This window comes from Kitasatospora sp. NPDC034035, from assembly GCF_055575755.1.
In genome coordinates, this window is sequence record NZ_JBVISA010000003.1 from 349,792 (window position 1) to 375,123 (window position 25,332).

A 25,332-nucleotide genomic window follows, 5' to 3' on the forward strand; every position below is an offset into this window, starting at 1 on the left:
ATGACCAGTCCCAACCCCGCCGCCAAGCGCAGTCTGGCGCAGCGGATCAGCGTTGAGCGGATCGTGCTCGCACTGGCGGCGCCGGTGCTCGCGGTCGTGCTCTCCGTCGCGATCTGCTCCGTCCTGCTGGCGACCTCGGGCAAGAACCCGTTCGACGCGTGGAACGTGATGATCACGTACGCCACCAAGTCGGACGGTCAGGTGGCCATCCTCAACCGGTCCACCACGTACTACCTGGCCGCCGCGGCCGCCGCGTTCGGGTTCCGGATGAACCTGTTCAACATCGGCGTCGAGGGCCAGTACAAGGTCGCGGCGCTGTTCGCGGCGTACGTCGGCGCGCAGGTCGACCTGCCGGCCTTCATCCAGATCCCTCTGCTGCTGGTCACCGCCATGCTGGTCGGCGGCCTGTACGCGAGCATCGCCGGTCTGCTGAAGGTCTACCGCGGCGTCAGCGAGGTCATCTCGACCATCATGCTGAACTCGATCGCGATCGCGATCGTGGGTCTGCTGCTGGCCCCGGGCATCTTCGCGCCGAAGGTGAGCGGCACCAGCAACTCGATCCAGACCGACCCGATCTCGCAGTCCAGCCACTTCTTCGGCATCGAGACGGCCGGCGGCGTCCTCTGGGGCTTCGTCTTCATCGCGGCCCTGGTCGGCGTGGCCTTCCAGTTCACCCTTTCCCGCACCCGCTTCGGCTTCGACCTGCGCGCCACCGGCCGCTCGGAGAGCGCGGCGACGGCGTCCGGCGTGAACGTCAAGAAGATGGTGATCACCTCGATGGTGGTCTCCGGCGCGATCGCCGGTCTGATCGGCATGCCGGAGCTGCTGCAGAACTCGTTCAACTACGGGCAGAGCTTCCAGCCCGGCCTCGGCTTCCTCGGCATCTCGATCGCCCTGCTGGGCCGGAACAGCCCGATCGGCATGGTCTTCGCGGCCCTGCTGTTCGCCTTCCTGGACGCCACCGGTTCCCAGCTGCCGCTGCAGGGCGGCTTCCCGTCCGAGATCGTCGCGGTCATGCAGGGCACCATCGTCATCTGCGTCGTCGTCGCGTACGAGCTGGTGCGCCGCTACGGCCTGAAGCGCCAGCAGCAGAAGGTCGGCGCCGAGCTCGCCGCCCAGCTCGCGGCCACTGAGAAGAAGGAGGTGTCCGCGTGAGTACGGCCACTGCCGCTCGTCCGAAGGCGCCGGGCGCGCCTGCGAAGAAGCGCAAGCTGTCCTGGCCGGTCGTCCTGCTCCTGATCGCGGGCGCCCTGGTGCTGTTCTCCGCCGTGGGCATGGCCACCGGCAACCACTCGCTGACCTCCTCCGGTCAGGTCACCGCCGCGCTCAGCGCCGCCGTGCCGATCGGCATGGCCGGTCTCGGCGGTCTCTGGTCCGAGCGGGCCGGTGTGGTCAACATCGGTCTCGAAGGCATGATGGTCGCCGGCACCTTCTGCGGTGCCTGGGCCGGTTACCTGGTCAACCCGTGGGTCGGCCTGCTGGCCGGCATGCTCGGCGGCGCGCTCGGCGGTCTGCTGCACGCGATCATCACCGTCACCTTCGGCGTCGACCACATCGTCTCCGGCGTCGGCATCAACCTGCTGATCCCCGGCATCTGCGCGTACGTCAACCGGATCTACTACAAGGACTACATCTCGGCCGGTGCCGGGGCGAACCAGTCCCCGCCGGCGGATCCGCTGCCGTACATCACCATTCCGGGGCTGTCCTCGGGCCTGAGGAGCATCGAGAACCACCACTGGTTCTTCGTCTCGGACGTCGCCGGCGTGCTCGGCGGCCTGGTCACCAACATCTCGGTGGTCGTGCTGCTGGCCGGCGCGCTGATCGTGGTCAGCTACTTCGCGCTCTGGCGCACGGTGTTCGGCCTGCGGCTGCGCTCCTGCGGTGAGAACCCGACCGCAGCCGAGTCGCTGGGCGTCAACGTCTACAAGTACAAGTACCTGGCGGTCATCGCCTCCGGCGCCTTCGCGGGCCTCGGCGGTGCGTACCTCTCGCTGGTCGCCGCGCACTTCTACAAGGACGGCCAGACCCTGGGCCGCGGCTTCATCGGCCTCGCCGCGATGATCTTCGGCAACTGGATGCCCGGCGGTCTCGCCATGGGCGCCGGCCTGTTCGGCTTCACCGACAGCCTCCAGCTGCGCGACCCGGGGTCGGTGCACGTGCTGATCCTGATCGTCGGCATCGCGATGATCCTGCTCGCCCTGTGGCAGCTGTACCGGCGCAAGTACACCGCGACGGTGATCTACTTCGTCGTCGCCGGCGGCCTGATCGCCTGGTACTCGCTCACCGACCAGGTGCAGCGTCCGCTGATCGTCGCCACGCCGTACCTGATCACCCTGATCGTGCTCTCGCTGGCCTCGCAGCGGCTGCGGATGCCGAAGGCGGACGGTCAGATCTACCGCAAGGGCGAGGGCAAGTGACCGCCCCCACGCCTTCCGCGATCGACTGGGAGCGGCTGCGCGAGGCGGCGCGCGAGGCGATGGGCCACGCGTACGCCCCGTACAGCAAGTTCCCGGTCGGCGCGGCCGCGCTGGTGGACGACGGGCGGGTGGTCACCGGCTGCAACGTCGAGAACGCCTCGTACGGGCTCGGGCTGTGCGCCGAGTGCGGGCTGGTGTCCGCGCTGCACGCCACCGGCGGCGGGCGGCTGACCGCGTTCACCTGCGTGGACGGCGCCGGCGAGCTGCTGATGCCGTGCGGTCGCTGCCGCCAGCTGCTGTACGAGCACGGCGGACCGGAGCTGCTGGTCGACCTGGCCTCGGGCGTGAAGCCGATGAGCGAGGTCCTGCCCGACGCGTTCGGGCCGGAGCGGCTTTAGCATCGCCGTTTGTTACGCGCGTAGAGTGTCGCGAGTGGGCCGTAACCCGGTCATCTCGCGGCACTCTACGCAGTTGACGCTTTAGAACCCTTTTTGGAGCACGCATGGACGCCATCTCCGTCATCAGGACCAAGCGCGACCGCGGAGAGCTGAGCGACGCTCAGATCGACTGGGTCATCGACGCCTACACCCGCGGCGAGGTCGCCGACGAGCAGATGTCCGCCCTGGCCATGGCGATCCTGCTGAACGGCATGCAGCCGCGCGAGATCAGCCGCTGGACCGACGCCATGATCCGCTCCGGCGTGCGGATGGACTTCTCCTCGCTGCCGCTGCCCACCAGCGACAAGCACTCCACCGGCGGCGTCGGCGACAAGATCACCCTCCCGCTCGCTCCGCTGGTCGCCGCCTGCGGCGCCGCCGTCCCGCAGCTCTCCGGCCGCGGCCTCGGCCACACCGGCGGCACCCTGGACAAGCTGGAGTCCATCCCCGGCTGGCGCGCCCTGCTCTCCAACGAGGAGATGATGGACGTGCTCCGCGGCGCGGGTGCGGTCATCTGCGCGGCCGGCGACGGCCTCGCGCCCGCCGACAAGAAGCTGTACGCGCTGCGCGACGTCACCGGCACCGTGGAGGCGATCCCGCTGATCGCCTCCTCGATCATGTCCAAGAAGATCGCCGAAGGCACCGGCGCGCTGGTCCTCGACGTCAAGGTCGGCTCCGGCGCGTTCATGAAGAACCTGGCCGACGCCCGCGAGCTCGCCCGCACCATGGTGGGCCTGGGCACCACCGCCGGGGTCAACACCGTCGCCCTGCTCACCGACATGTCCACCCCGCTCGGCCTCACCGCGGGCAACGCGCTGGAGGTCCGGGAGTCCGTCGAGGTCCTGGCGGGCGGCGGCCCGGCCGACGTCGTGGAGCTCACCCTCGCGCTCGCCCGCGAAATGCTCGCCGCGGCCGGCGTGCACGGCAAGGACCCGGCCGACGCACTGCGCGACGGCTCCGCGATGGACCACTGGCGCCGCATGATCGCCGCCCAGGGCGGCGACGTGGACGCCCCGCTTCCGGTCGCCCGCGAGCAGCACGTCATCCCCGCGCCCGCCTCCGGCGTGCTCACCGAGCTCGACGCCTACGCCGTCGGCGTCTGCGCCTGGCGCCTGGGTGCCGGCCGCGCCCGCAAGGAGGACCCGGTCCAGGCCGGCGCCGGCGTCGAGATGCACGCCAAGCCCGGCGACACCGTCGTGGCCGGCCAGCCCCTGCTGACCCTCCACACCGACACGCCCGAGCGCTACGACTACGCCATCGAGGCCCTGACCGGTGGCATCGAGGTCTCCCCGGCGGGCACGGCGTTCACCCCGAACCCCATCGTGCTCGACCGCATCGCCTGAGCGATGTGAGGGCTGCTCACGTACGCCGGGTCAGGCGTACGTGAGCAGCCCGGTGGTGTCGAGGGTCCAGGGGCCGACGGCGATCTTGTCGCCGAAGACGAACTTCTCGCGGGACTCGTAGCCCAGCTCGGAATGCACGATGCCGGTGCCGGTGCGGGGATCGACGATCAGGTAGAACGGGATACCCATGGCCGAGTAGTCGCGGACCTTGTTGTGGTAGTCGTTCTCGGGATTGGAGGCGGACACGATCTCCACCACGAGTACTACCTCGTGCGGGAGAACCGCTCGCTGCTCGCCCTCCAAGGTCGCCTCGGGGAAGACCATCAGATCCGGGTTGCGCAGCTGACCGAGTCCGGCGTCCTGCAAGTCCGCACCGTGGTAAGCGATGTGACCCGGGTGAGTGGACGGCAGCTGGGCGTTGAGCTGTCGGGCGATGCGCAGCACGGCGAGCTCGTGGCGCTTCACCGGCGACATCATCATGACGATCTGACCGTCGGCGATCTCAATCTTCCCTATCCCCGGCACCTTCGGCAGCTGATCCGCGATCTCAAGCAGCCTGGTGTACTCAGCAGGATCGATGCTCATGTCCCGGAGTCTATCGGCGGAGGCTGTCAAGCGTCCGCGACCGTTCGTCTCGTGATGTGCGCCTGGTGGGTCGCGTAGAGGGTGACGGCGGCGGCGAGGGTCATGGCGGTGAGGCCGACGGTGGCGGCGCCGGGCCAGCCGGTGGCGTGGTAGGCGTCGGCGCCGAGGGTGCCGCCGAGGCTGTTGCCGAGGTAGTAGGCGATCAGGTAGAGGGCGGAGGCCTGGGCGCGGCCCTCGGTGGCGGTGCGGCCGACCGCCGAGGAGGCGGTGGCGTGGCCGGCGAAGAAGCCGGCGGTGATCAGGACCAGGCCGAGCAGGGCGCAGGCCAGGGACTCGGCGAGGGAGAGCAGCAGGCCGGCCGCGGTCACGCCGACGGAGACGTAGAGGGCGCCGCGGCGGCCGAGGCGGGCGGAGAGGCGTCCGGCCGCGGCGGAGGTGCCGGTGCCGACCAGGTAGACCACGAAGATCGAGGCGGCGATCGACTCCGGCAGGTGGAACGGCGCGGAGATCAGCCGGTAGCCGACGGTGTTGTAGACCGCGCCGAACACGGCCATGAACAGCATCCCGAGTGCGTACAGCCGGACCAGCAGCGGGTCGCGCAGGTGCCGTCCGACGGTGCGGGCGAGCGCGCGGGCGTCCACCGGGGCGGGGGTGAAGTGCCGGGCGGCGGGGATCAGCAGCCGGAAGACGAGCGTGGCGAGCAGCGCGAGGGCGGCGGAGGCGGCGAGGCCCCAGCGCCAGCCGAGGGCGGCGGCGGTCCAGCCGGAGAGCAGTCGGCCGCCCATGCCGCCGATGCTGTTGCCGGCCACGTACAGGCCCATCGCGGAGGCCAGGGCGCTGGGGTGGACCTCCTCGGCGAGGTAGGCCATGGCGGTGGCCGGCAGCCCGGCGAGGGCGGCGCCCTGGAGGACCCGCAGGGCGACGAGGGTGGTGAGGTCCGGCGCGAAGGGCAGCGCGAGGGCGAGGACGGAGGCGGCGAGGGTGGAGGCCGTCATCACCCTGGTGCGGCCGTACCTGTCGGAGAGGGCGCTCGCCGGGAGCAGGCCGAGGGCGAGTCCGAGGGTGGCGGCGGAGGCCGTCCAGCTGGCCTGGCCGGGGGTGAGGTCGAGGTCGGCCGAGAGGATCGGCAGCAGGCCCTGGGTGGAGTAGAGCAGGACGAAGGTCGCGACTCCGGCGGCGAACAGGGCGAGGTTGGCGCGGCGGAAGGCGCGCTGGCCGGGGCGGTGGCGGTCGTCCGCGGTGAGGCGGGTGGGGGCGGCGGCGGGGGCATCCGGGGAGGTGACGGATGCCCTGGTATCGGCGGGCTGCATGACATCGACCGTAGGCCCGTTGTCGTTGATGCGTCCAATGCATGAAGCAGGGATGATCGATGCACTGGCGTATGAGTCGAGGTGGTGGCGGGATGGCGGGTTCGGAGTCGGTGGACGGCGGGGAGCGGTACCGGGCGGCCGAGTTGGGGCCGGAGGAGCCGGCCGTCCTGCTGGCGCCCCGGCTGGCGCAGTTCGCGGCGGTGGCCCGGCTGGAGCACGTGACGCAGGCGGCCGGGCTGCTCGGGGTGCCGCAGCCGACGCTGTCGCGCGCGGTGGCCCGGCTGGAGGAGGAGCTGGGGGTGGAGCTGCTGGCCCGTCAGGGCCGTACGGTCCGGCTGACCAGGGCGGGCCGGCTGCTGCTGGCCTCGGTGGAGCGGGCGCTGGCCGAGGTCGAGCGCGGCGCGCAGGCGGCCCGGGCGGAGGCGGACCCGGAGGTGGGGCTGGTGGCCTTCGGCTTCCTGCACACGATGGGGCCGGACGCGGTGCCGGCGCTGCTGCGCGGCTTCCGCGCGGCGCACCCGCGGGTGCGCTTCCAGCTGGTGCAGGACTACGGCGCGGCGATGCTGGAGCGGCTGCGGGCCGGCGAGCTGGACCTGTGCCTGGTGGCGCCGCTGCCGGACGACCCGGCGTTCGCCGCCCGCCCGCTGGACGAGCAGCGACTGCACCTGGTCGTCCCGGCGGACCACCGGCTGGCCGGGCGGCGGCGGATCCGGCTGGCGGAGGTGGCCGAGGAACCGTTCGTCGGGCTGGAGCAGGGGTACGGGCTGCGGGCGATCACGGACGGCTTCTGCGCGGAGGCGGGGTTCGTCCCCCGGTTGGCCTTCGAGGGGGAGGAGGCGGAGACGCTGCGCGGGCTGGTGGCGGCCGGGCTGGGGGTGGCGCTGCTGCCGCCGGCCCTGGTGCCCCGGCCCGGGGTGGTGGAGCTGGAGGTGACGGCGCCGCGCACCCGGCGGGCGGTCGGGCTGGCCTGGGCGGCGGGGCGGCCGCTGACCCCGCCGGCGGAGGCGTTCCGGGACTTCGTGCTGTCCCGGCGCGGTCGGCTGCTCCAGCACGACTGAGGTCGTCGGCGGGGTGTTCCACGGTGGTCGGCGCCCCTGCGGAACGGCGCGCGCTTTTGGCGGATCGTATGGACCGGTCGGTGGAATTCCGGGGGGAGTTTGGACCATCCGGTGGTGTTCCCGGTGGTGGGTCTACGCGCGTAGGGGCTATATTTCCGCAATGGAAAAGCAGATCCCCGTCACCACCGCGGGCACGGGCCCGCGCATCCCCACCGCCGACCAGATCCGCCGCGCGCCGAAGGTCCTCCTGCACGACCACCTGGACGGCGGGCTGCGCCCGGAGACCGTGGTCGAGCTGGCCGCCGCCGTCGGCTACCAGGGACTCCCCACCACCGACCCCAAGGAGCTCGGCGAGTGGTTCCGTGAGGCCGCCGACTCCGGCTCGCTGGTCCGCTACCTGGAGACCTTCGCGCACACCTGTGCCGTGATGCAGACCCGCGAGGGCCTGATCAAGGTCGCCGCCGACTGCGCCGAGGACCTGGCCGCCGACGGTGTCGTGTACGCGGAGGTCCGGTACGCCCCCGAGCAGCACCTGGAGGCCGGCCTGACCCTGGACGAGGTCGTCGAGGCCGTCCAGGAGGGCTTCCGCCTCGGCGAGGCCAACGCCCGCGAGGCCGGGCACCGGATCCGGATCGGCACGCTGATCACCGCGATGCGGCACGCCGCCCGCTCGCAGGAGATCGCGGAGCTGGCCAACCGCCACCGGGACCAGGGCGTCGTCGGCTTCGACATCGCGGGCGCCGAGGCCGGCTACCCCCCCACCCGCCACCAGGCCGCCTTCGACTACCTCAAGGGCGAGAACAACCACTTCACCATCCACGCGGGCGAGGCCTTCGGCCTGCCGTCGATCTGGGAGGCCCTGCAGTGCTGCGGCGCCGACCGGCTCGGCCACGGCGTGCGGATCGTCGACGACATCACGGTGGGCGAGGACGGCTCGGTCGAGCTCGGCCGACTGGCCGCGTACGTGCGCGACAAGCGCATCCCGCTGGAGATGTGCCCGACCTCCAACCTCCAGACCGGCGCCGCCACTTCGTACGCCGAGCACCCGATCGGGCTGCTCAGCCGGCTGAAGTTCCGGGTCACCGTGAACACCGACAACCGGCTGATGAGCGGCACCAGCATGAGCCAGGAGTTCGGGCACGTGGTGGAGGCCTTCGGCTACACGCTGGGGGACCTGGAGTGGTTCACCGTGAACGCCATGAAGTCCGCGTTCCTGCCGTTCGACGAGCGACTGGCGATGATCAGCGACGTTATCAAGCCGGGCTACGCCGAGCTGAAGTCGGAGTGGCTGTTCAGCGGGGGCGCCGGCGGCAACTGAGCCGCGGGGCGAACGTGTTTCCGGCCGTCGGATGAAAGACCGGTTCTGGCAAGGATTTGCCGTTCATCCGACTACTCACTCGAGTGAGTGAACGCCCTTTGGTTCTCCCGCGACCGGCTCACTACGGTGTGCCAGTCATTGCCGATCAGGTGCGGTGGCGGCCACCCGGCCGCCGAACCCGCGCCGCGTCGTCGGCCACCGACGAGGACCCAAGGGGACGAACCATGAAGCAGGCTCTCAAGGCCGCCGGCACCGCGGCGCTCGGCATCGCCATCGCGGCGGTCGGCGCCGGCACCGCCTCCGCCGACGCCGCCCCGGCGCCCGGCGGCCTCGGGCTGCCCACCGGCGCGGTGACGAACCCCGCGGTGACCGGGGCGGTCACCGACACCGCCGCCAAGCTGCCCGGTGGCGACAAGGTCACCGGCACGCTGGGCACCCTCGCCCCGACCGCCGGCCACGCCGCCCCGGCCGCGGAGGCCCCGCTCGCCGGCGTCACCCAGCAGCGCGCCGCCGTCCCGACCGTCCCGGGTCTCGACAAGACCCCCGTCGGCGGGCTGACCGGCGCCCTGCCCGGCCTGCCGGGCCTCGGCGGCTGATCCGAGCCGCCGGCACGACGACGGGCCGCCCGCCCCCGGGATCACCGGGGACGGGCGGCCCGTCGTCGTCTTCACACCGCCCGGTCTCACGGCTCCTGGGGGAGGAGCAGCCAGAGGGCGAGGTAGAGCAGGAACTGAGGGCCGGGCAGCAGGCAGGAGAGCAGGAAGATCAGCCGGACGGTCCACGGGGTCAGCCCGAAGCGGGCGGCGATCCCGGCGCAGACGCCGGCGATCACACGGTTGTGGCGAGGACGGGCAAGGCGAGCGCTCACGCTCCCACCTCGCTGCGCTCGGCAGGGGCCTTCGCCCCTGCGCACCTCTTGATGGTTCGCTCGCTTTGCTTGCTCATGATGGTCTCCTGATCTGCTCCGCACGGTGGCGGCCCGGTCCGGTCGGTCCGGCGGGCATACGTCCATACTCCGCCGCCGCGGCCCCGAAGTCCTCAGCCCGCCAGGTGATTCCGCACCCCGACGGGTCACCGGGGAGACGTAGTCGGATGTCGGGGTCGTCCTCAGGGTGACCCTGAGGATGGCCGACCGTTCCGAAGCCCCTCACCCTCCCGTCACGGGCGCGTGGAAACGGCTCGGTATGATGCCGCAGTCGCTGGTGGTCGGGGGGCGGAACATCGGCGCGCCATCGCTAGGAAATGGCCTCTCACGCAAGCGATTTCACGTTCTGTTGGGCTCTGTCCGAATTCTCTCGTGGGGTTGAAATTGCGCACTCGGCATCGCAGATTCCTGGCCGCGACCGCCGTCGTCACGCTGGCTTCGGGTGCGGCTGCCGTCGAGGCCCCGACCGTCCTCGCCGCCTCGGTGGTCGTCGCGGCCGCCCAGGGCGCCGAGGCCCAGTCCTCACCGGTCACGGCGACCCTTTCGGGCCTGCCCGGCACCGTCAAGGCGGGCGGCGCGCCGGTGGAGTTCACCGCGACGCTCAAGAACACCGCCGACCACCAGATGGACGTGCCCCTGGCCACCTTCGTCATCGGGGACACCGGTACCGGCACCAAGCAGAGCCAGTTCACGCTGGAGTACCAGGCGCCCGGCGGCACACAGTGGCAGGACGCCAGGGCGGACACCGCGAGCGTCGGCGCCGTCTGGGAGCTCAACCAGCCCGCCGTGCCGCACCTGGCGGCGGGCGCCGAGGCCGTCTACCGGCTGCGGCTCACCGTCGCCGCCGACGCCCCGGCCGGCCGGGTAACGCCGGGCTTCACCGCCGTCGTCTCCGACCCCGCCCTGCCGCCGGAGCAGCGCATCTCCCAGGCGATGAGCGGCTACTCGGGCCTGGTCATCGCCCCGTCCGTCACGCCGACCACCCCGGCGCCCACGCCGGCCGCCACGGCGGACGCCAGGCTCGACGGGGTGCCCGCCGCGTTCAGGGCGGGCGGCGAGGCGAAGCCGTTCAAGCTGGTCTTCACCAACAACAGCGGCAAGGGCCTCCGCCTGCTGCCCGCGATCGTGTTCCAGGGGGCGACCGAACTCCCCTCCGAGACCGTCATATTCGAGTTCCGGACGGCCGACGGCAGATGGCTGGAGGGCACCCCCGGCGGCAACTCGGAGCACCCGGGCTGGCTCTACCTGGGGCTGCGGACCGGCGACAGGAACGCCGATGTCATCGCCCTGGCGAAGGGCGAGAGCCGCACGATCGACGTCCGGCTGTCCTTCACCAAGGACGCCCCGGTCGGAGCCCAGTCCCTGGCGGCCCTCGCGGGCAGCCTGCCCGGTGCGGGCGAGAACGGGGCCGAGGCGTCCAGCCCGAAGGCCGGCATCACCATCGAGGCCCCGGCGGGCGCCACCGCCACGCCGACCCCCAGCTCCCCGGCCACCCCGACACCGACCGCGACCCGGCCGGCCACCGCCCCGGTCGTCCCGGTCGTCCCGATCACGCAGGCCACCAGCGAGGCGCCGAGTCCGGCGGCGGGCGGCTCGCCGGTGGTCGCCGTCGCGGCCCCGGCCGCGGACGCCGGACTGGCCTCCACCGGTGGCGGCACCCGAACGAAGCCGATGGCGATCACCGGTGCGGTCGCGATCGCCCTCGGGCTGGGCACGCTGGTCGTGGCGCGCCGCCGCAGGAAGGCGTAGCGCGCCACCGGGCGCCGACCCCGGACACGGACCCCGACAGGCCGGAAGGCCCGTCCGTCATCCGCTGCGGAGCGGGGACGGGCGGGCCTTCCGGCGTTCGTACGGCGGGTGCGGACCCGGTCAGCCGGCCGGCTGCTGCGGCGGCTGCGGCTGGGCCGGCGGCGCGGGCTGCGCGTACGGGTTGTCCGCCACCGGCTGCGGCGGGACACCCGGCTGGTACGGCGCGGCGGCCGGCGGCGCGGCCTGGTGCGCGGCCGGCGGGACGGGAGCCCCGCCCTGCGGCGGCACGGGCGCGCCCGGCTGCGGGGCGTTCGGGTTGTACGGCGCGTTGGGGTTGTACGGCGCCTGCGGGGCGTTCGGGTTGTACGGCGCCTGGGGCGCGTTGGGGTTGAACGCGGCGGCGGCCTGCGCGGCCGCCTGCTGCTTGGCATTGCTGCGCTCGGTGATCGCCTTCACCGAGTAGACGATCATCGCGACCGGCAGGATGAAGACCTTGAAGAAGATGTAGTACGTGCCGCCCTCGAAGACGAACACGAGGTAGTAGGCGTACCCCAGGAATCCGAGGCCGATGAGGACGTTGAGGACGCGCAGACCGGTCTTCAGACCGCCGGCGACGGCCCCGAGGCCGACCATGATGACGCCGCTGAGCGCCAGCAGGACGGCGTATCAGGAGAACAGCGGCTCAGCGCCGAAGTCGAGATTGTTCAAGGGGGGTTTCCTGTGGGAGGGAAGAATCAACGGCTGAACCGTTTGGGGACGAGAGCGCACAGTACTGGAGGCGGCTGACATTCGTCGTCGCCTTTGCATCACGGTGTCGTTGCGCTCTGCCGGAACGGCAATTGACGAGGTGGGAAATGACTGATTATGAGGTGCTGCGGGTCTTTTGCGGGCCCGGTGGGGGGTACGGGAACGCGCTCGGCGTCGTGCGCGACGGCGCCGCCGTGCCGGAGCGTGCGGACCGGCAGGAGATCGCGCGCGAACTCGGCTTCAGCGAGACGGTGTTCGTCGACGACCCGGAGCGCGGGGAGATCGACATCTACACGCCGACGCTGCGCCTGCCCTTCGCCGGCCACCCGTGCGTGGGCGCCGCCTGGCTGCTCGGGGTGGACCGGCTGGTCACGGCCGCCGGCGTGGTGGGCGTCCGGCGCGAGGGCGGGCTGACCCGGATCGAGGCCCGGCCGGAGTGGGCCCCGCCGCGGACGCTGCGGCAGTACGGCTCGGCGGCCGAGGTGGAGGCGCTGGAGGTGCCGCCGCCGGGGGAGTGGATCTACGCCTGGGCCTGGCAGGACGAGGCGGCCGGCACCGTCCGGGCGCGGGCCTTCCCCGGGCGGGGTGACGGGATCGACGAGGACGAGGCGACCGGCGCGGCCGCCCTGCTGCTGACCGCGCGGCTCGGCCGGGCGCTGACCGTCACCCAGGGCCGGGGCTCGCAGCTGATGACCGGGCCGCGCCCGGGCGGGCTGATCGAGGTCGGCGGCCGGGTGGTGCCGGCGCCGGCTCAGCGGGCGGGCGGCGTCGGCTCCGCGTAGGCGCGCGGGCGGGCGGCGGGCGCGACGGCCGCCACCCGGCCGACGGCGGCGGCCGGGACGGTCACCGGTGGGACGGCCAGGACGGGCACCCGGGGCGCCCGCGGCCGCCGTTCCCGCAGCAGGTGCCGCAGGCCGGGGACCAGCGCGAGGTGGACGGCGGCCACGCCGATCACGGCGAACAGGATGTGGTCCACGTTGAGGACGTGCCCGGGCGTCCAGGAGGAGAGGAACTCCAGCCCGGTCGCCAGCAGCGCGGAGGCACCGGTGGTGCGCAGGAAGGAGGGCAGCCAGGGGGCCCGGAGGCGGCCGCCGGCCAGCGGCAGCAGGACGCCGAGCGGGGCCAGCAGCAGGAGTTCGCCGACCACCTGCCAGGCGGTGGAGGACCGGAGCGAGGCCAGCGGGGTCAGGTTGGCGTCGTACACCCAGGCCACCGGCAGCGGTCTCAGCACCAGCCAGAGCACCAGTGCCAGGTGGCAGGCGAGGCCCGCCAGCCCGGTCTGCCGGAGGGATCGGTGGACGGCCGCCGCCGGCCTGCTCTCGGTCCCCGCGCCGGAACGCTCGTCGCGTGTCCTGGTGCCATCTCGCTGCACGGGGGGAAGGACGTGAGCCGGTGGCACGGCGGTTCCACGCCGGGCGTGAACATTCCCGAACACGCCCCCGGCACTCCCTGCTACTTACACGGAGCGGCCGTCGGCACCGCGCTGAACACGTTGTCCGGGGGCGGGCTGCCCGGCACCACCGGCGTGGGCGACGGGCTTGGGCTCGCGGCGCCCTTGGAGGCACCGCGGGCCGGGGTCACGGCCGGCGCGGGGCCGGGCGGGGTGACCAGCGCGGTCGGTATGTGCGGGGTGGTCGGGCAGGCCGTGCGGCTGGCCGGGGCGCCGCCGTCGACCGGTACGGCGGTCGGCCGGATACCGCAGCCGGAGGCCAGTGCGAGCAGGAGCAGTACGCCGGCGGTACGGCGCAGGGTGGTACGGGCGGGGGCGGTCACGTGGCGTCCTTGTCCTCTACGGCGTCGCGGGCGGGGCCGCGCTCGGCCTCCCCCGCGGACGGCGGAGGCGGCGGTGTCAGCGGCAGTGTCAGGGTGAACACCGCGCCGACCTCCCCGTTCGCCGCCGTGATCGTCCCCCCGTGTATCTGCGCGTTGGCCATCGCGATCGACAGCCCCAGGCCGCTGCCCTCCGAGCGGGCCCGCCCCCGGTCGGCCTTGTAGAACCGGTCGAAGACGTGCGGCAGCACGTCCTCCGGGATGCCCGGGCCGCTGTCGGAGACCTCGACCACGACCGAGTCCGCGGCCTGCCGGACCCTGACCCGCACCGGTGAGCCGCCGTGCTTGAGCGCGTTGCCGATCAGGTTGGCGAAGACCACGTCGAGCCGGCGCGGGTCGACCACGGCCAGGATGCCGCGCGGGGCGTCCACCTCGACCGCGTCGTACCAGGCCCGTCCGTCGATGCAGGACATGATCAGGTCGGCGATGTCCACCTCGTCGGCGACCAGCCTGGCGGTGCCCGCGTCGAAGCGGGTCACCTCCATCAGGTTCTCCACCAGGTCGGACAGCCGCCGGGTCTCGCTGACCACGAGCCGGACGGCCGGCTCGATCATCGGGTCCAGCGACTCGGCCTCGTCCTCCAGGATGTCGGTGACGGCGGTCATCGCGGTCAGCGGGGTGCGCAGTTCGTGCGACATGTCGGCGACGAACCGCCGGCTCTGCGCCTCGCGCGCGCTCAGCTCCTCGACCTGCTCGTGCAGCGACTCCGCGGCCCGGTTGAACGTCCTTGCCAGGTCGGCGAGTTCGTCCGAGCCCTCGACTTCGAGCCGGGTGTCCAGGTGCCCCTGGCCGAGGCGCCGGGCGGCGTCGCCGAGCCGCTTGACCGGCCGCAGCACGGTGGCCGAGGCGGCCTGGGCGAGCAGCGCCGAGCCGATCAGCGCGAGCAGGGTGGCGATGGCCAGCGACCAGCCCAGCGTGTTGAGGTCGGCCCGTTCGTTCTCCAGCGACTTGAACATGTACGCCGTCGGGCCGCCCGGCACCACCTTGGTGCCGCCGATCACGAACGGTCGGCCGTCCAGGTTCTGCCGCTGCCAGTACAGGTGGTACGGGTACGGGTTGCTCTCGGTGACCTCGCGGGGCTTGGCGACGGTGGACTGCAGCGCGGTCGGCACGTCGGCCAGCGTGAAGTGCGCGGGATCGGAGGACGTCGAGGGGCACTCCGGGTGCGTCGGATCGACCACCACGACGTCGTAACTCAGGCCGGAGCTGGCCACGTTGGACGCCAGTTCGGCCAGCTCCGGGCAGCCGGCGTTCAGCGGCAGCTCGGAGACGTTGCGGCTGAGCGAGACCCGGAAGTCGTTCAGCGCGGTGTCCTGGGCGCGCTTGAGCACCGCGTCGCGGTTCAGCCAGTACGCGATGCCGGAGGCCGAGACGGCGGCGAGCAGCGCGACCGCCGCGAACACCGCGATCAGTCGCACCCGTAGGGAGCGCAGCCGGCGCCACCGGCCCGCCGGGAAGCGCCGGGCAGTCGTCTGATGGTCAGTCACAGGAGCCTGTCGTGGGTACGGGAGTTCAGGAGTCGGACGGGCGCCGGTTCGGGCCGGCCGGTCAGGCCGGAGGGTCCAGCCGGTAGCCCACCCCGCGCACGGTGCGGATCAGCGTCGGCGCGGACGGCACGTCCTCGACCTTGGCCCGCAGCCGCTGCACACAGGCGTCCACCAGGCGCGAGTCGCCGAGGTAGTCGTGCTCCCAGACCAGCCGCAGCAGCTGCTGGCGGGAGAGCGCCTGCCCGGGGCGGCGGCTGAGTTCCAGCAGCAGCCGCAGCTCGGTCGGGGTGAGCTGGAGGTCCAGTCCGTCCTTGGTGACGGTCATGGCCGCCCGGTCGATCACCACGCTGCCGTACGCGGAGGAGTCCGAGCTCTCCCGTTCGCCGCGGCGCAGCACCGCCCGGATCCGCGCATCCAGCACGCGCGGCTGCACCGGTTTCACCACGTAGTCGTCGGCGCCGGACTCCAGGCCCACCACCACGTCGATGTCGTCCGAACGGGCGGTCAGCAGGATGATCGGCAGCTGGTCGGTGCGCCGGATCCGGCGGCACACCTCGAAGCCGTCGATTCCGGGCAGCATCACGTCCAGCACGATGAGGTCGGGCCGCTGCTCCTTGAAGAGCCTCAGACCGTCCTCGCCGGAGGCGGCGGTGGCCACGCGGTGGCCCTGGCGGGTGAGGGCGAGTTCGAGGCCGGTCCGGATGGCGTCGTCGTCCTCGATCAGTAGGAGGAAAGGCACGGCCCCATTTTGGCCCACCCGCAGCCCCGAATCACCCCCCGGATCACTCACGGCCCGTTCGGGAACCGGAAGGACCGCCACCGGCGTCCGGTACGGAGGGAGGCGGACCGGGACGAAAGGCCCCCGCCTGTGACACCCCTGTGACAGTCGGCGGACAGCGCCATCACAACCGGCGGGCAGGATTTTCCATGTCGCCGCAGGACAGCGGGCCGCAAGGCCGGCTGAAAGGCGGCAACCGGAACCGCTCGTACCGAACCAAGGGGGCGCACGATGAACGCCATGCTTCAGACCCGGACCAACCCGGCTGTACGCACCGCGCGTTCGTCAGCGACCACCCACCGGACCCGGTACGAGGTCAGGACCGACGAGAACTCCGGCGCCGTGACCGTACGGGGGTGCGCGCACAGCACCGGTGGAAACCCTGGCGCCCGTCGGGTGAGCGGCGGCGGCAGGACGGGGGAGCTGTACGGAATCGGCCGACTGGGGAGTGCGGTCGACTCCGCCAACACCCTCACGCTGCGGGGGATCCTCCCCGTCCGCGTCGAGGGCACGGACGCCCCCGGGGGGAACCGGGGGACCGGGGGGAACGGTCTGCGGACGGTCGGTTCGGGGGAACCGTCCGGTCGCGAGGCCGCCGGTGCGACGCTGCTGCGGCTGAACCCCGCCGCGGCCCGCACCACCGAGGCCGGGCAGGGAGGCGCGCAGGGGGAGCACTCGGCCGCCGCGGAGGACCACATCACGGAGTTCACCGCGTACGTGCGCGAGCGCCGCGCTTCCCTGTACGCCACGGCCTACCACCTGACCGGTGACCGCTACGAGGCCGAGGACCTGCTGCAGAGCGCGCTCTTCAGCACCTACCGGGCCTGGGGCCGGATCACCGACAAGGCCGCGGTCGGGGGTTACCTCCGCCGCACCATGACCAACCTGCACATCTCCGCCTGGCGGCGCCGCAAGGTCAACGAGTACCCGACCGAGGAGCTGCCGGAGACGGCCGGCGACACCGACGCGATGGGCGGCACCGAGCTGCGCACCGTGCTCTGGCAGGCGCTGGCGAAGCTGCCGGAGAACCAGCGGACCATGCTGGTGCTGCGGTACTACGAGGGCAAGACCGACCCGGAGATCGCCGACGTGCTGGGGATCAGCGTCGGCACGGTCAAGAGCAGCATCTGGCGCGCCCTGCGCCGGCTGCGCGACGACGAGCACCTGAACAAGTCGGGCGACACCGTCCGGGCGTTCGGCGAGCTGGTCGCGTAACGAAGGACTCCCGTCGGGGGACGGGAAGCGAACGGTCACGGTCCGGGGACAGCGGCTCGGGGGAGCATGTCCGTGGGGGAGCCCGAGGACCGTTCGGGAAGGCGACGGGCCCGGTGCGGGGGAGACGCACCGGGCCCGTCGTTTTCTGCTGTCCGCACCCGTTCCGGCGGCTCCGGCGGTTCAGGGCCGCTGTGGGCCGCTGTGGGCCGGCTCAGGCCGCGGAGAGCTCCGCCGGCCGGGCCGCGGCGCGGATCCGCCGCTCGGCCTCCGGCCCCGCGCACGCGTACGAGCCGAGCGTGACCTGCCGCCCGACGATGGACCGCTCGGCCCGCATCAGCCGGAAGCCCCGGCGCAGCAGCACCGGCAGCGACTTGCGGCCCTCCCGGACATCCCGGCGCAGCCGGCGCCAGGCCGTGGTGAGCGCGCCGTTGCGCAGGCACAGGGCGTCGCCGAGCAGGCCCTCCTCGGCGCACTCGGCGGTGATCTCGGCGGCGAAGATGCCCTCCGCGATGAACGCGCAGGCGCCGTCCAGCTCCAGGGCGTGGGTGCCGACCCGGCCGTTGTCCGGGATCGAGTACACCGGGACGTCCGTGCGGCCGTGCTCGTGCAGGGCGCGGATGGCGGCGACGGCCTGGTCGCGGTGCCAGGCCAGCGGGGAGTCCCAGTCGACGGCACCGTCCGGCAGCCGGGGCAGCGTGGGGTCGTCCCCGTCCTTGTAGAAGTCGTCGAGCTGGAGCACCGGCAGGCCGCTGCGCTCGGCGAGCGAGGACTTCCCCGACCCGGAGGGCCCGGAGAGCAGGATCACCCGGGCATGCGCGGCCGGTGCGGGGTTCAGGGGGGAGTCACTCACGGGACACCAGTCTGACGCATCCCGGCCCGTTGCCGAAACCGGTCGGTCCGGACTTCTGCTGTGACGGCCGGCCGCGCGGGCCGGTGTCGTACGGCGGCGGAACGCCGACGGACCCGCGCCAGGGGGGAGAGGCGCGGGTCCGTCCAATGACCGTCCGGGCCCCGGGGGGGGGTAGGGCACTGGGGACGGCCAGCTTGTGGAGTTGTCACCCCGAGGGGCGAGGGTCAGATACCCATCGGGTGCCAGACCGTCTTCGTCTCGAGGAACGAGAGTAGCCGGTCGGTACCGGGCGCATTGGTCCAGTCCTGGGCGAACGGGTCCAGCTCCGGACGGACTACCCGCTTCAGGGTATCCGCGGCGGCCGCTTCCAGCGCCTGCGCCGCGCCGGGGCCGTCGGCGGCGATGGCTCCGGTGAGGTCCACCGCGTTGACGTCCTGGTGCGAGGCCAGGGTGGGCGCGATGTCCGCGGTCTTGCCCGAGATGATGTTGACCACGCCGCCCGGGACGTCCGAGGTGGCCAGCACCTCGCCCAGCGACAGCGCGGGCAGCGGGGCGTCCGCGGCGGCCGCGACCACGACCGTGTTGCCGGTGGCGATCGCCGGGGCGATCACCGAGACCAGGCCGAGCAGCGAGTGCCCGTACCCGGCCTGCGGGGCGACGATCCCGACCACGCCGGTCGGCTCCGGGGTCGACAGGTTGAAGTACGGACCGGCGACCGGGTTGGCGCCGCCCGCGATCTGGGCGACCTTGTCCGTCCAGCCCGCGTACCAGATCCAGCGGTCGATCGCGGCGTCCACCAGCGCGGCGGCCTTCTTCGGGCCGATGCCCTCGGAGAGGGCCACCTCGGCGGCGAACTGCTCGCGCCGGCCCTGCAGCATCTCGGCGACCCGGTACAGCACCTGGCCGCGGTTGTACGCGGTGGTGCCGGCCCAGCCCTTGACCGCGGCGCGGGCGGCCAGGACGGCGTCACGGGTGTCCTTGCGGGTGCCCAGCGGGGCGTTGGCGAGCCACTCGCCGGTGGAGTCGGTCACCTCGTACACCCGCCCGCTCTCGGAGCGCGGGAACTTCCCGCCGACGTACAGCTTGTAGGTCTTGAGGACGTCAAGACGCGCGAAGGTCGTGTCAGACATCGAGGTAGGCCTCCAGACCGTGGCGGCCACCCTCGCGGCCGTAGCCCGACTCCTTGTAGCCGCCGAACGGCGAGGTCGGGTCGAACTTGTTGAAGGTGTTGGCCCAGACCACGCCGGCCTTGAGCTTGTTGGCCGCCCAGAGGATGCGCGAGCCCTTCTCCGTCCAGATGCCGGCGGAGAGGCCGTACGGGGTGTTGTTGGCCTTCTCGATCGCCTCGGCGGGGGTGCGGAAGGTCAGCACCGACAGGACCGGGCCGAAGATCTCCTCCTGGGCGATCCGGTGGGCCTGGCTGACGCCCATGAACAGGGTCGGCTTGAACCAGAAGCCGGTGCCCGGGAGTTCGCAGGCCGGCGACCAGCGCTCGGCGCCCTCGGCCTCGCCGGCGTCGGTCAGCGCGGTGATCCGGGCCAGCTGCTCGGCCGAGTTGATGGCGCCGATGTCGGTGTTCTTGTCCAGCGGGTCGCCGACCCGCAGGGTGGACATCCGGCGCTTGAGGGCGTCCAGCAGCTCGTCCTGGATCGACTCCTGGACCAGCAGGCGCGAGCCCGCGCAGCAGACGTGGCCCTGGTTGAAGAAGATGCCGTTGACGATGCCCTCGACCGCCTGGTCGATCGGCGCGTCGTCGAAGACGATGTTGGCGGCCTTGCCGCCCAGCTCCAGCGAGAGCTTCTTGCGGGTGCCGGCCAGCTGCTTGGCGATCGCACGGCCGACCGGGGTGGAGCCGGTGAAGGCGACCTTGTTGACGTCCGGGTGCGCGGTGAGCGCGGCGCCGGTGCGGCCGTCGCCGGTGACGATGTTGACGACGCCCTTCGGCAGACCGGCCTGGCGGCAGATCTCGGCGAAGCGCAGCGCGGTCAGCGGGGTGGTCTCGGCCGGCTTCAGGACGACCGTGTTGCCGGTCGCCAGCGCGGGCGCGATCTTCCAGGCCAGCATCAGCAGCGGGAAGTTCCACGGGATGACCTGGCCGGCCACGCCGAGCGGCTTCGGGTTCGGGCCGTAGCCGGCGTAGTCGAGCTTGTCGGCCCAGCCCGCGTAGTAGAAGAAGTGCGCGGCGACCAGCGGCAGGTCGACGTCGCGGGTCTCGCGGATCGGCTTGCCGTTGTCGATCGACTCCAGCACGGCCAGCTCGCGGCTGCGCTCCTGGATGATCCGGGCGATCCGGAACAGGTACTTGGCGCGCTCGCTGCCCGGCAGCGCCGACCAGTCGGCGAAGGCCCTGCGGGCGGCGGCGACCGCGCGGTCCACGTCCTCGTCGGTGCCCTGGGCGAACTCGGCGAGCACCTGCTCGGTGGCCGGGTTGACCGTCTTCAGGGACTCGCTGCCGGAGGAGTCGACGAACTCGCCGCCGATGAAGTGGCCGTAGGAGGTGGCGATGTCGCCCGCGGCGGCGGGGGACTCGGGGGCCGGGGCGTAGGCGAAGAGGCCTCCGGCGGGCTTGGCCGCGGGCTCCTCGATGTTCTTCTTCTTGGCCATGGTGATCAGTCCACCGTCACGTAGTCGGGGCCGGAGTAGCGGCCGGTGGCGAGCTTCTGGCGCTGCATCAGCAGGTCGTTGAGCAGGCTGGAGGCGCCGAAGCGGAACCAGTGCGGCGTCAGCCAGTCGTCGCCGAGGGTCTCGTTGACCATCACCAGGTACTTCATGGCGTCCTTGGTGGTCTTGATCCCACCGGCGGGCTTCACGCCGACCTGGACGCCGGTCTGCGCGCGGAAGTCGCGGACCGCCTCCAGCATCAGCAGGGTGACCGGCGGGGTCGCGTTGACGGCGACCTTGCCGGTGGAGGTCTTGATGAAGTCGGCGCCGGCCAGCATCGCCAGCCAGGAGACCCGGCGGACGTTGTCGTAGGTCTGCAGCTCGCCGGTCTCGAAGATCACCTTGAGGTGGGCGGAGCTGCCGTCGGGGCGCTTGCACGCCTCCTTGACGGCGACGATCTCGTTGAAGACGTCGTAGTAGCGGCCGGAGAGGAAGGCGCCGCGGTCGATCACCATGTCGATCTCGTCGGCGCCCGCGGCCACCGCGTCGGCGGTGTCGGCGAGCTTGACCGGGAGGGCGGCGCGGCCGGCCGGGAAGGCGGTGGCCACCGAGGCGACCTGGATGTCGGTGCCCCGCAGGGCGGCCTTCGCGGTGGCGACCATGTCCGGGTAGACACAGATGGCGGCGACGCGGGGGGTGGTCGGGTCGGTCGGGTCGGGGGTCCTGCCCTTGGCGCACAGCGCGCGCACCTTGCCGACCGTGTCCGCGCCCTCCAGCGTGGTCAGGTCGATCATGGAGATCGCCAGGTCGATGGCGTACGCCTTCGCCGTGGTCTTGATCGAGCGGGTACCGAGAGTGGCGGCACGCGCCTCCAGGCCGACCTGGTCGACGCCGGGCAGGCCGTGCAGGAAGCGGCGGAGCGAGGCCTCGGACGCCGCAACGTCCTGAAGGCCGCTGCCCGCAACGCCGGGGGCATTGGCTGCAACAGTGGACATAGTCACCAGACCAGCATATCTACGCGCGTAGCCGTCCGCTAGGGTGGCGGCCTTTCGTGGCCGGACCGAGACCTCCGGGTGAGGGGCATGGGGCAGAATCGACGCCATGACCGATTCCGACGGCAAGCCCCACCGGGGCCCGGCCGCCCCCGCCGGGGAACCCGAGTACGCGGACCGCGTGTACCGCTCCGTCCCCGGCGTGATCTCCGGCGTGTTCCTGCTCGCCGTCGCCGCCTGGCTCATCGGCGACGCGGCCGTGACCGGCACCGGGAAGACCCCGTACGTCGCGCTCGCCGCCGTACCCGTGTTCGCCCTCCCGGTGATCGCCTACACGCTGCGCCCGGTCGTGCGGGCCTCCCGCAGCCGACTGGTGGTGCGCAACCCGTGGCGGACCATCACCGCGCCGTGGGCCTCGGTGGACGCCCTGCGCGCCGGCTACTCGGTCGAGCTGCTCGCGGGCGGCAAGAAGTACCAGGTCTGGGCCGTGCCGGTGTCACTGCGGCAGCGCAAGCGCGCCACCCGCGCCCAGAGCCGCAGCATCGCCGAGCACGCCTCCCGGACCGGACTCGGGATGGGCCTCGCCGCCCGGACCAACCCCGTCGTCCAGGGCTCCCCGGACCCCACCCGCGCCTGGTCCGACCAGGTGACCAACGTGCTGCAGGAGATGGCCGAGCGCAACGCCACCCGCCCCGACGCCGCGGGCCCGGTCGTGGTGCGCTGGTGCTGGTGGCTGATCGCCCCCGCCCTGCTCGGCCTGCTCGCCCTGATCACGGTCATCGCCGTCTGAGGCCGACCCACGGACACGAAGGGCCCGCCGGTCACCGGCGGGCCCTTCCGTATGCGAGATGCGTCAGGCGGTGATGCCCGCGGCGGCGGCGAGGTCCTGCTTGATGGTGGCGAGGAGGGCGGCGGCGCGGTCGCGGGTGCGGGCGAGGTCGGCGGCGGTGGCGACCGGGAGGACGACCTCCAGGTAGCACTTGAGCTTGGGCTCCGTGCCGGAGGGGCGGACCACGATGCGGGCCGAGCGGACCGCCTCGCCGGCCAGGTAGTAGCGCAGGCCGTCGGTGGGCGGCAGGTCGGCGGAGCCGGCCGCGAGGTCGTCGGCGCGGGTGACGGTCAGGCCGGCCAGGACGGTCGGGGGCTGCTCGCGCAGGCGGCGCATGGCGTCGGCGATCAGCGAGAGGTCCTGGACCCGGACCGAGAGCTGGTCGGTGGCGTGCAGGCCGTGTTCCAGGGCCAGGTCGTCCAGCAGGTCGGACAGGGTGCGGCCGGACTTCTTGAGGGTGGCGGCGAGCTCGGCGACCAGCAGGGCGGCGGTGATGCCGTCCTTGTCCCGGACGCCCTGCGGGTCGACGCAGTAGCCGAGCGCCTCCTCGTAGCCGTAGCGCAGGCCCTCGGCGCGGGAGATCCACTTGAAGCCGGTCAGCGTCTCGGCGTAGCCCAGGCCCGCCGCCTCGGCGATCCGGCCGAGCAGGGTGGCGGAGACGATGGTGGTGGCGAAGGTGCCCTCGGCCTTCTTCGCGACCAGGGCCGAGCCGAGCAGTGCGCCGACCTCGTCGCCGCGCAGCATCCGCCAGCCGGAGGTGCCGTTGCCGCTGCCGGCCGCGTTGCCGTTGGTGGGGACGGCCACCGCGCAGCGGTCGGCGTCGGGGTCGTTGGCGATCACGATGTCCGGGCCGACCGAGGCGGCGGTGCGGAAGGCGAGGTCCATCGCCCCCGGCTCCTCCGGGTTGGGGAAGGCCACGGTCGGGAAGTCCGGGTCGGGTTCGGCCTGCTCGGCGACCACGGTGGGCGCGGGGAAGCCGGCCTGGCGGAAGGCGGCGACCAGGGTGTCGCGGCCGACACCGTGCATGGGGGTGTAGACGACGTCGAGTTCGCGCGGGCTGTGCGGGTCCACGATGGACACGGCGCGGGCCAGGTAGGCCTCGACGACGTCCTCGCCGAGCACCTCCCAGCCGTCCTCGGCGCGCGGGACCTCGTCCAGTGAGCCGATCGCGTCGATCTCGACGGCGATCCCGGCGTCGGCCGGCGGGACGATCTGCGAGCCGTCGCCCAGGTAGACCTTGTAGCCGTTGTCCTGAGGCGGGTTGTGGCTGGCGGTGACGGTGACGCCGGCGGCCGCGCCCAGGTGGCGGACGGCGAAGGCGAGCACCGGGGTGGGGAGCGGGCGGGGCAGCAGTGCGGCGCGCAGGCCGGCGCCGACCACCACGGCGGCGGTGTCGCGGGCGAAGTCGTACGACTTGTGGCGGGCGTCGTAGCCGATGACGACCAGGTCGCCCAGGCCCTGCTTCCGGACGTAGGAGACCAGGCCGGCAGCGGCCCGGATCACCACGGCGCGGTTCATCCGCATCGGGCCGGCGCCGAGTTCGCCGCGCAGGCCGGCGGTGCCGAACTGGAGGCGGTCGGCGAAGCGCTCGGCGAGTTCCGCCCAGGCGATCTTGCTGTCCGACTCGGCGTCCGGGCCCTCGGCCCGGGCCAGCAGGGCGCTGAGCTCCTCGCGGGTCTGCGCGTCGGGATCCTCGGACAGCCAGGCCCGGGCCCGGGAGAGGAGGTCGGTGGTGGGTGCCTGCGTCATCGCTGCCTGCTCCATCGGGAAGTTCGTCGGTTGTCGACCGGGGGGTTCCGCAAAGAGGGGGTACGCATGCGGACGGGGCCCGCGGGCGGGTGTGATCAGCGGATCACGGCCGGCCGTGGGCCCCGTCGCTCATGCATTGTGCGCCTGGTGGGCGTCAGATCCGCTCAAGGACCTTCGCCAGCAGCTCGCCCATGCGCTCGGCGGAGGCCTTGCCGGCCTCCAGCACCTCTTCGTGGTTGAGGGGCTCGCCGGTCATGCCGGCCGCCAGGTTGGTGACCAGGGAGATGCCGAGGACCTCGGAGCCGGCCTCGCGGGCGGCGATGGCCTCCAGGGTGGTGGACATGCCGACCAGCTCGCCGCCGATCACCCGGGCCATGTTGACCTCGGCCGGGGTCTCGTAGTGCGGGCCGCGGAACTGCACGTAGACGGCCTCGTCCAGGGACGGGTCGACCTCGTGGCAGAGCGCGCGCAGGCGCTTGGAGTACAGGTCGGTGAGGTCGACGAAGTTGGCGCCGACGATCGGGGAGTCCGCGGTCAGGTTGATGTGGTCGCTGATCAGGACCGGCTGGCCGGGGGTCCAGCCCTGGCGCAGGCCGCCACAGCCGTTGGTCAGCACGATGATGCCGCAGCCGGCCGCGGCGGCGGTGCGCACGCCGTGGACGACGGTGGCCACGCCGTGGCCCTCGTAGTAGTGGTTGCGGCCGAGGAAGATCAGCGCGCGCTTGTCGCCGATCTTCACCGAGCGGATCTTGCCGGCGTGGCCGGCGACGGCGGGGGCGGGGAAACCGGGCAGGTCGGTGACCGGGAACTCGGCCACGGTCTCGCCCAGGGCGTCGGCGGCCGGCACCCAGCCGGAGCCCATCACCAGGGCGACGTCGTGCCGCTCGGCACCGGTCAGCTCGCGCAGGCGCTCGGCGGCGGCCTGGGCGGCGGCGTAGGGGTCGGCGGAGACGACCGACTGAGGAGAAGCGTTCACGGGACCGAGGATAGACGGGAATCGGCTACGCGCGTAGAAAATCCGCTGCGGCATGCCGGATTGTTACCCGGTTGACCCGAAAACACAGCTCGGTGGCGCCATCCGGGTGACAGGTCCGTCGCTTTCCACAGTCGCG

The 25,332-nt window shown here is 72.6% G+C and carries 24 protein-coding genes; 11 read left to right on the plus strand and 13 right to left on the minus strand.

Annotated elements, in window-relative coordinates:
- The 4 genes from ACZ52J_RS06490 to ACZ52J_RS06505 all read left to right on the plus strand — a co-directional run bounded on the left by ACZ52J_RS06490 (position 1) and on the right by ACZ52J_RS06505 (position 4,197).
- The gene (locus ACZ52J_RS06490; RefSeq protein WP_465616284.1) at positions 1-1,155 is read left to right on the plus strand and encodes an ABC transporter permease; all 1,155 of its coding nucleotides are present in this window, start codon (positions 1-3) and stop codon (positions 1,153-1,155) included.
- Positions 1,152-2,417, plus strand: a complete 1,266-nt coding sequence (locus ACZ52J_RS06495) for an ABC transporter permease (RefSeq protein ID WP_465616286.1) — start codon at positions 1,152-1,154, stop codon at positions 2,415-2,417. Before ACZ52J_RS06490 ends, ACZ52J_RS06495 begins: the two co-directional genes overlap by 4 nt.
- Positions 2,414-2,815 carry a cytidine deaminase gene (locus ACZ52J_RS06500; protein ID WP_360495245.1) on the plus strand — a complete coding sequence of 134 codons (402 nt, stop codon included), beginning with the start codon at positions 2,414-2,416 and terminating at the stop codon, positions 2,813-2,815. Before ACZ52J_RS06495 ends, ACZ52J_RS06500 begins: the two co-directional genes overlap by 4 nt.
- A 104-nt stretch (positions 2,816-2,919) precedes the next feature.
- Positions 2,920-4,197 (plus strand): thymidine phosphorylase, encoded by a 1,278-nt coding sequence (locus tag ACZ52J_RS06505; RefSeq protein WP_465616288.1) that lies wholly within the window; start codon positions 2,920-2,922, stop codon positions 4,195-4,197.
- 30 nt (positions 4,198-4,227) lie between these two features.
- Here ACZ52J_RS06505 and ACZ52J_RS06510 read toward each other — a convergent pair whose 3' ends face one another.
- Complete coding sequence (locus ACZ52J_RS06510; RefSeq protein ID WP_465616290.1) at positions 4,228-4,782, minus strand: Uma2 family endonuclease; 555 nt, start codon at positions 4,780-4,782, stop codon at positions 4,228-4,230.
- 26 nt (positions 4,783-4,808) lie between these two features.
- A complete protein-coding gene (locus tag ACZ52J_RS06515) occupies positions 4,809-6,092 on the minus strand; it encodes an MFS transporter (protein ID WP_465616292.1) in 1,284 nt (427 codons plus the stop codon).
- Between the two features lie 92 nt (positions 6,093-6,184).
- On the opposite strand from ACZ52J_RS06515, the gene ACZ52J_RS06520 reads away from it, so the two are divergent.
- The 3 genes from ACZ52J_RS06520 (at position 6,185) to ACZ52J_RS06530 (ending at position 9,064) form a co-directional block, all read left to right on the plus strand.
- Positions 6,185-7,150 carry a LysR family transcriptional regulator gene (locus ACZ52J_RS06520; RefSeq protein WP_465616294.1) on the plus strand — a complete coding sequence of 322 codons (966 nt, stop codon included), beginning with the start codon at positions 6,185-6,187 and terminating at the stop codon, positions 7,148-7,150.
- 160 nt (positions 7,151-7,310) lie between these two features.
- Positions 7,311-8,468, plus strand: a complete 1,158-nt coding sequence (locus ACZ52J_RS06525; protein ID WP_360495258.1) for an adenosine deaminase — start codon at positions 7,311-7,313, stop codon at positions 8,466-8,468.
- Between the two features lie 224 nt (positions 8,469-8,692).
- On the plus strand, positions 8,693-9,064 hold the full coding sequence (locus ACZ52J_RS06530; RefSeq protein WP_360495261.1) for an ATP-binding protein: 372 nt from the start codon (positions 8,693-8,695) through the stop codon (positions 9,062-9,064).
- Positions 9,065-9,150: 86 nt separating this feature from the next.
- Here ACZ52J_RS06530 and ACZ52J_RS06535 read toward each other — a convergent pair whose 3' ends face one another.
- Positions 9,151-9,336 (minus strand): PspC domain-containing protein, encoded by a 186-nt coding sequence (locus tag ACZ52J_RS06535; protein ID WP_360495264.1) that lies wholly within the window; start codon positions 9,334-9,336, stop codon positions 9,151-9,153.
- A gap of 441 nt (positions 9,337-9,777) precedes the next feature.
- Here ACZ52J_RS06535 and ACZ52J_RS06540 point away from each other — a divergent pair, with 441 nt between their 5' ends.
- The gene (locus ACZ52J_RS06540) at positions 9,778-11,142 is read left to right on the plus strand and encodes a hypothetical protein (RefSeq protein WP_465616297.1); all 1,365 of its coding nucleotides are present in this window, start codon (positions 9,778-9,780) and stop codon (positions 11,140-11,142) included.
- A 120-nt stretch (positions 11,143-11,262) separates the two neighbouring features.
- On the opposite strand, the gene ACZ52J_RS06545 is transcribed toward ACZ52J_RS06540, so the two are convergent.
- Positions 11,263-11,775, minus strand: a complete 513-nt coding sequence (locus tag ACZ52J_RS06545) for a hypothetical protein (protein WP_465616299.1) — start codon at positions 11,773-11,775, stop codon at positions 11,263-11,265.
- A 221-nt stretch (positions 11,776-11,996) separates the two neighbouring features.
- On the opposite strand from ACZ52J_RS06545, the gene ACZ52J_RS06550 reads away from it, so the two are divergent.
- Positions 11,997-12,671, plus strand: coding sequence for a PhzF family phenazine biosynthesis protein (locus tag ACZ52J_RS06550; protein ID WP_465616301.1), 675 nt, complete (start codon positions 11,997-11,999; stop codon positions 12,669-12,671).
- Here the strand turns inward: ACZ52J_RS06550 and ACZ52J_RS06555 are convergent.
- The 3 genes from ACZ52J_RS06555 to ACZ52J_RS06565 all read right to left on the minus strand — a co-directional run bounded on the left by ACZ52J_RS06555 (position 12,641) and on the right by ACZ52J_RS06565 (position 15,945).
- Positions 12,641-13,261: a VanZ family protein gene (locus tag ACZ52J_RS06555; protein ID WP_465616303.1), complete on the minus strand. Its 621-nt coding sequence runs from the start codon at positions 13,259-13,261 to the stop codon at positions 12,641-12,643. The two genes, ACZ52J_RS06550 and ACZ52J_RS06555, sit on opposite strands and share 31 nt — an antisense overlap.
- Before the next feature lie 397 nt (positions 13,262-13,658).
- Complete coding sequence (locus ACZ52J_RS06560; protein ID WP_465616305.1) at positions 13,659-15,206, minus strand: ATP-binding protein; 1,548 nt, start codon at positions 15,204-15,206, stop codon at positions 13,659-13,661.
- 61 nt (positions 15,207-15,267) lie between these two features.
- Positions 15,268-15,945, minus strand: a complete 678-nt coding sequence (locus tag ACZ52J_RS06565) for a response regulator transcription factor (RefSeq protein ID WP_360495283.1) — start codon at positions 15,943-15,945, stop codon at positions 15,268-15,270.
- A 591-nt stretch (positions 15,946-16,536) separates the two neighbouring features.
- Between ACZ52J_RS06565 and ACZ52J_RS06570 the strand changes: the two genes are divergently transcribed.
- Positions 16,537-17,199, plus strand: a complete 663-nt coding sequence (locus tag ACZ52J_RS06570; protein WP_360265355.1) for a SigE family RNA polymerase sigma factor — start codon at positions 16,537-16,539, stop codon at positions 17,197-17,199.
- Positions 17,200-17,410: 211 nt separating this feature from the next.
- Here the strand turns inward: ACZ52J_RS06570 and ACZ52J_RS06575 are convergent, their stop codons facing one another.
- The 4 genes from ACZ52J_RS06575 to deoC all read right to left on the minus strand — a co-directional run bounded on the left by ACZ52J_RS06575 (position 17,411) and on the right by deoC (position 21,645).
- Positions 17,411-18,049 (minus strand): ATP-binding protein, encoded by a 639-nt coding sequence (locus ACZ52J_RS06575; RefSeq protein WP_465616307.1) that lies wholly within the window; start codon positions 18,047-18,049, stop codon positions 17,411-17,413.
- A gap of 224 nt (positions 18,050-18,273) precedes the next feature.
- Positions 18,274-19,179, minus strand: a complete 906-nt coding sequence (locus tag ACZ52J_RS06580; protein ID WP_360495289.1) for an aldehyde dehydrogenase family protein — start codon at positions 19,177-19,179, stop codon at positions 18,274-18,276.
- Complete coding sequence (locus tag ACZ52J_RS06585; RefSeq protein WP_465616309.1) at positions 19,172-20,653, minus strand: aldehyde dehydrogenase family protein; 1,482 nt, start codon at positions 20,651-20,653, stop codon at positions 19,172-19,174. Before ACZ52J_RS06585 ends, ACZ52J_RS06580 begins: the two co-directional genes overlap by 8 nt.
- Before the next feature lie 5 nt (positions 20,654-20,658).
- Positions 20,659-21,645: a deoxyribose-phosphate aldolase gene (deoC, locus tag ACZ52J_RS06590; RefSeq protein ID WP_465616311.1), complete on the minus strand. Its 987-nt coding sequence runs from the start codon at positions 21,643-21,645 to the stop codon at positions 20,659-20,661.
- Between the two features lie 106 nt (positions 21,646-21,751).
- Between deoC and ACZ52J_RS06595 the strand changes: the two genes are divergently transcribed.
- The gene (locus ACZ52J_RS06595; RefSeq protein WP_465616313.1) at positions 21,752-22,432 is read left to right on the plus strand and encodes a PH domain-containing protein; all 681 of its coding nucleotides are present in this window, start codon (positions 21,752-21,754) and stop codon (positions 22,430-22,432) included.
- 63 nt (positions 22,433-22,495) lie between these two features.
- Here the strand turns inward: ACZ52J_RS06595 and ACZ52J_RS06600 are convergent, their stop codons facing one another.
- The gene (locus ACZ52J_RS06600) at positions 22,496-24,220 is read right to left on the minus strand and encodes a phospho-sugar mutase (protein WP_465616315.1); all 1,725 of its coding nucleotides are present in this window, start codon (positions 24,218-24,220) and stop codon (positions 22,496-22,498) included.
- A 154-nt stretch (positions 24,221-24,374) separates the two neighbouring features.
- Positions 24,375-25,196, minus strand: a complete 822-nt coding sequence (locus ACZ52J_RS06605; RefSeq protein ID WP_189916164.1) for a purine-nucleoside phosphorylase — start codon at positions 25,194-25,196, stop codon at positions 24,375-24,377.
- Positions 25,197-25,332: the final 136 nt, after the last annotated feature.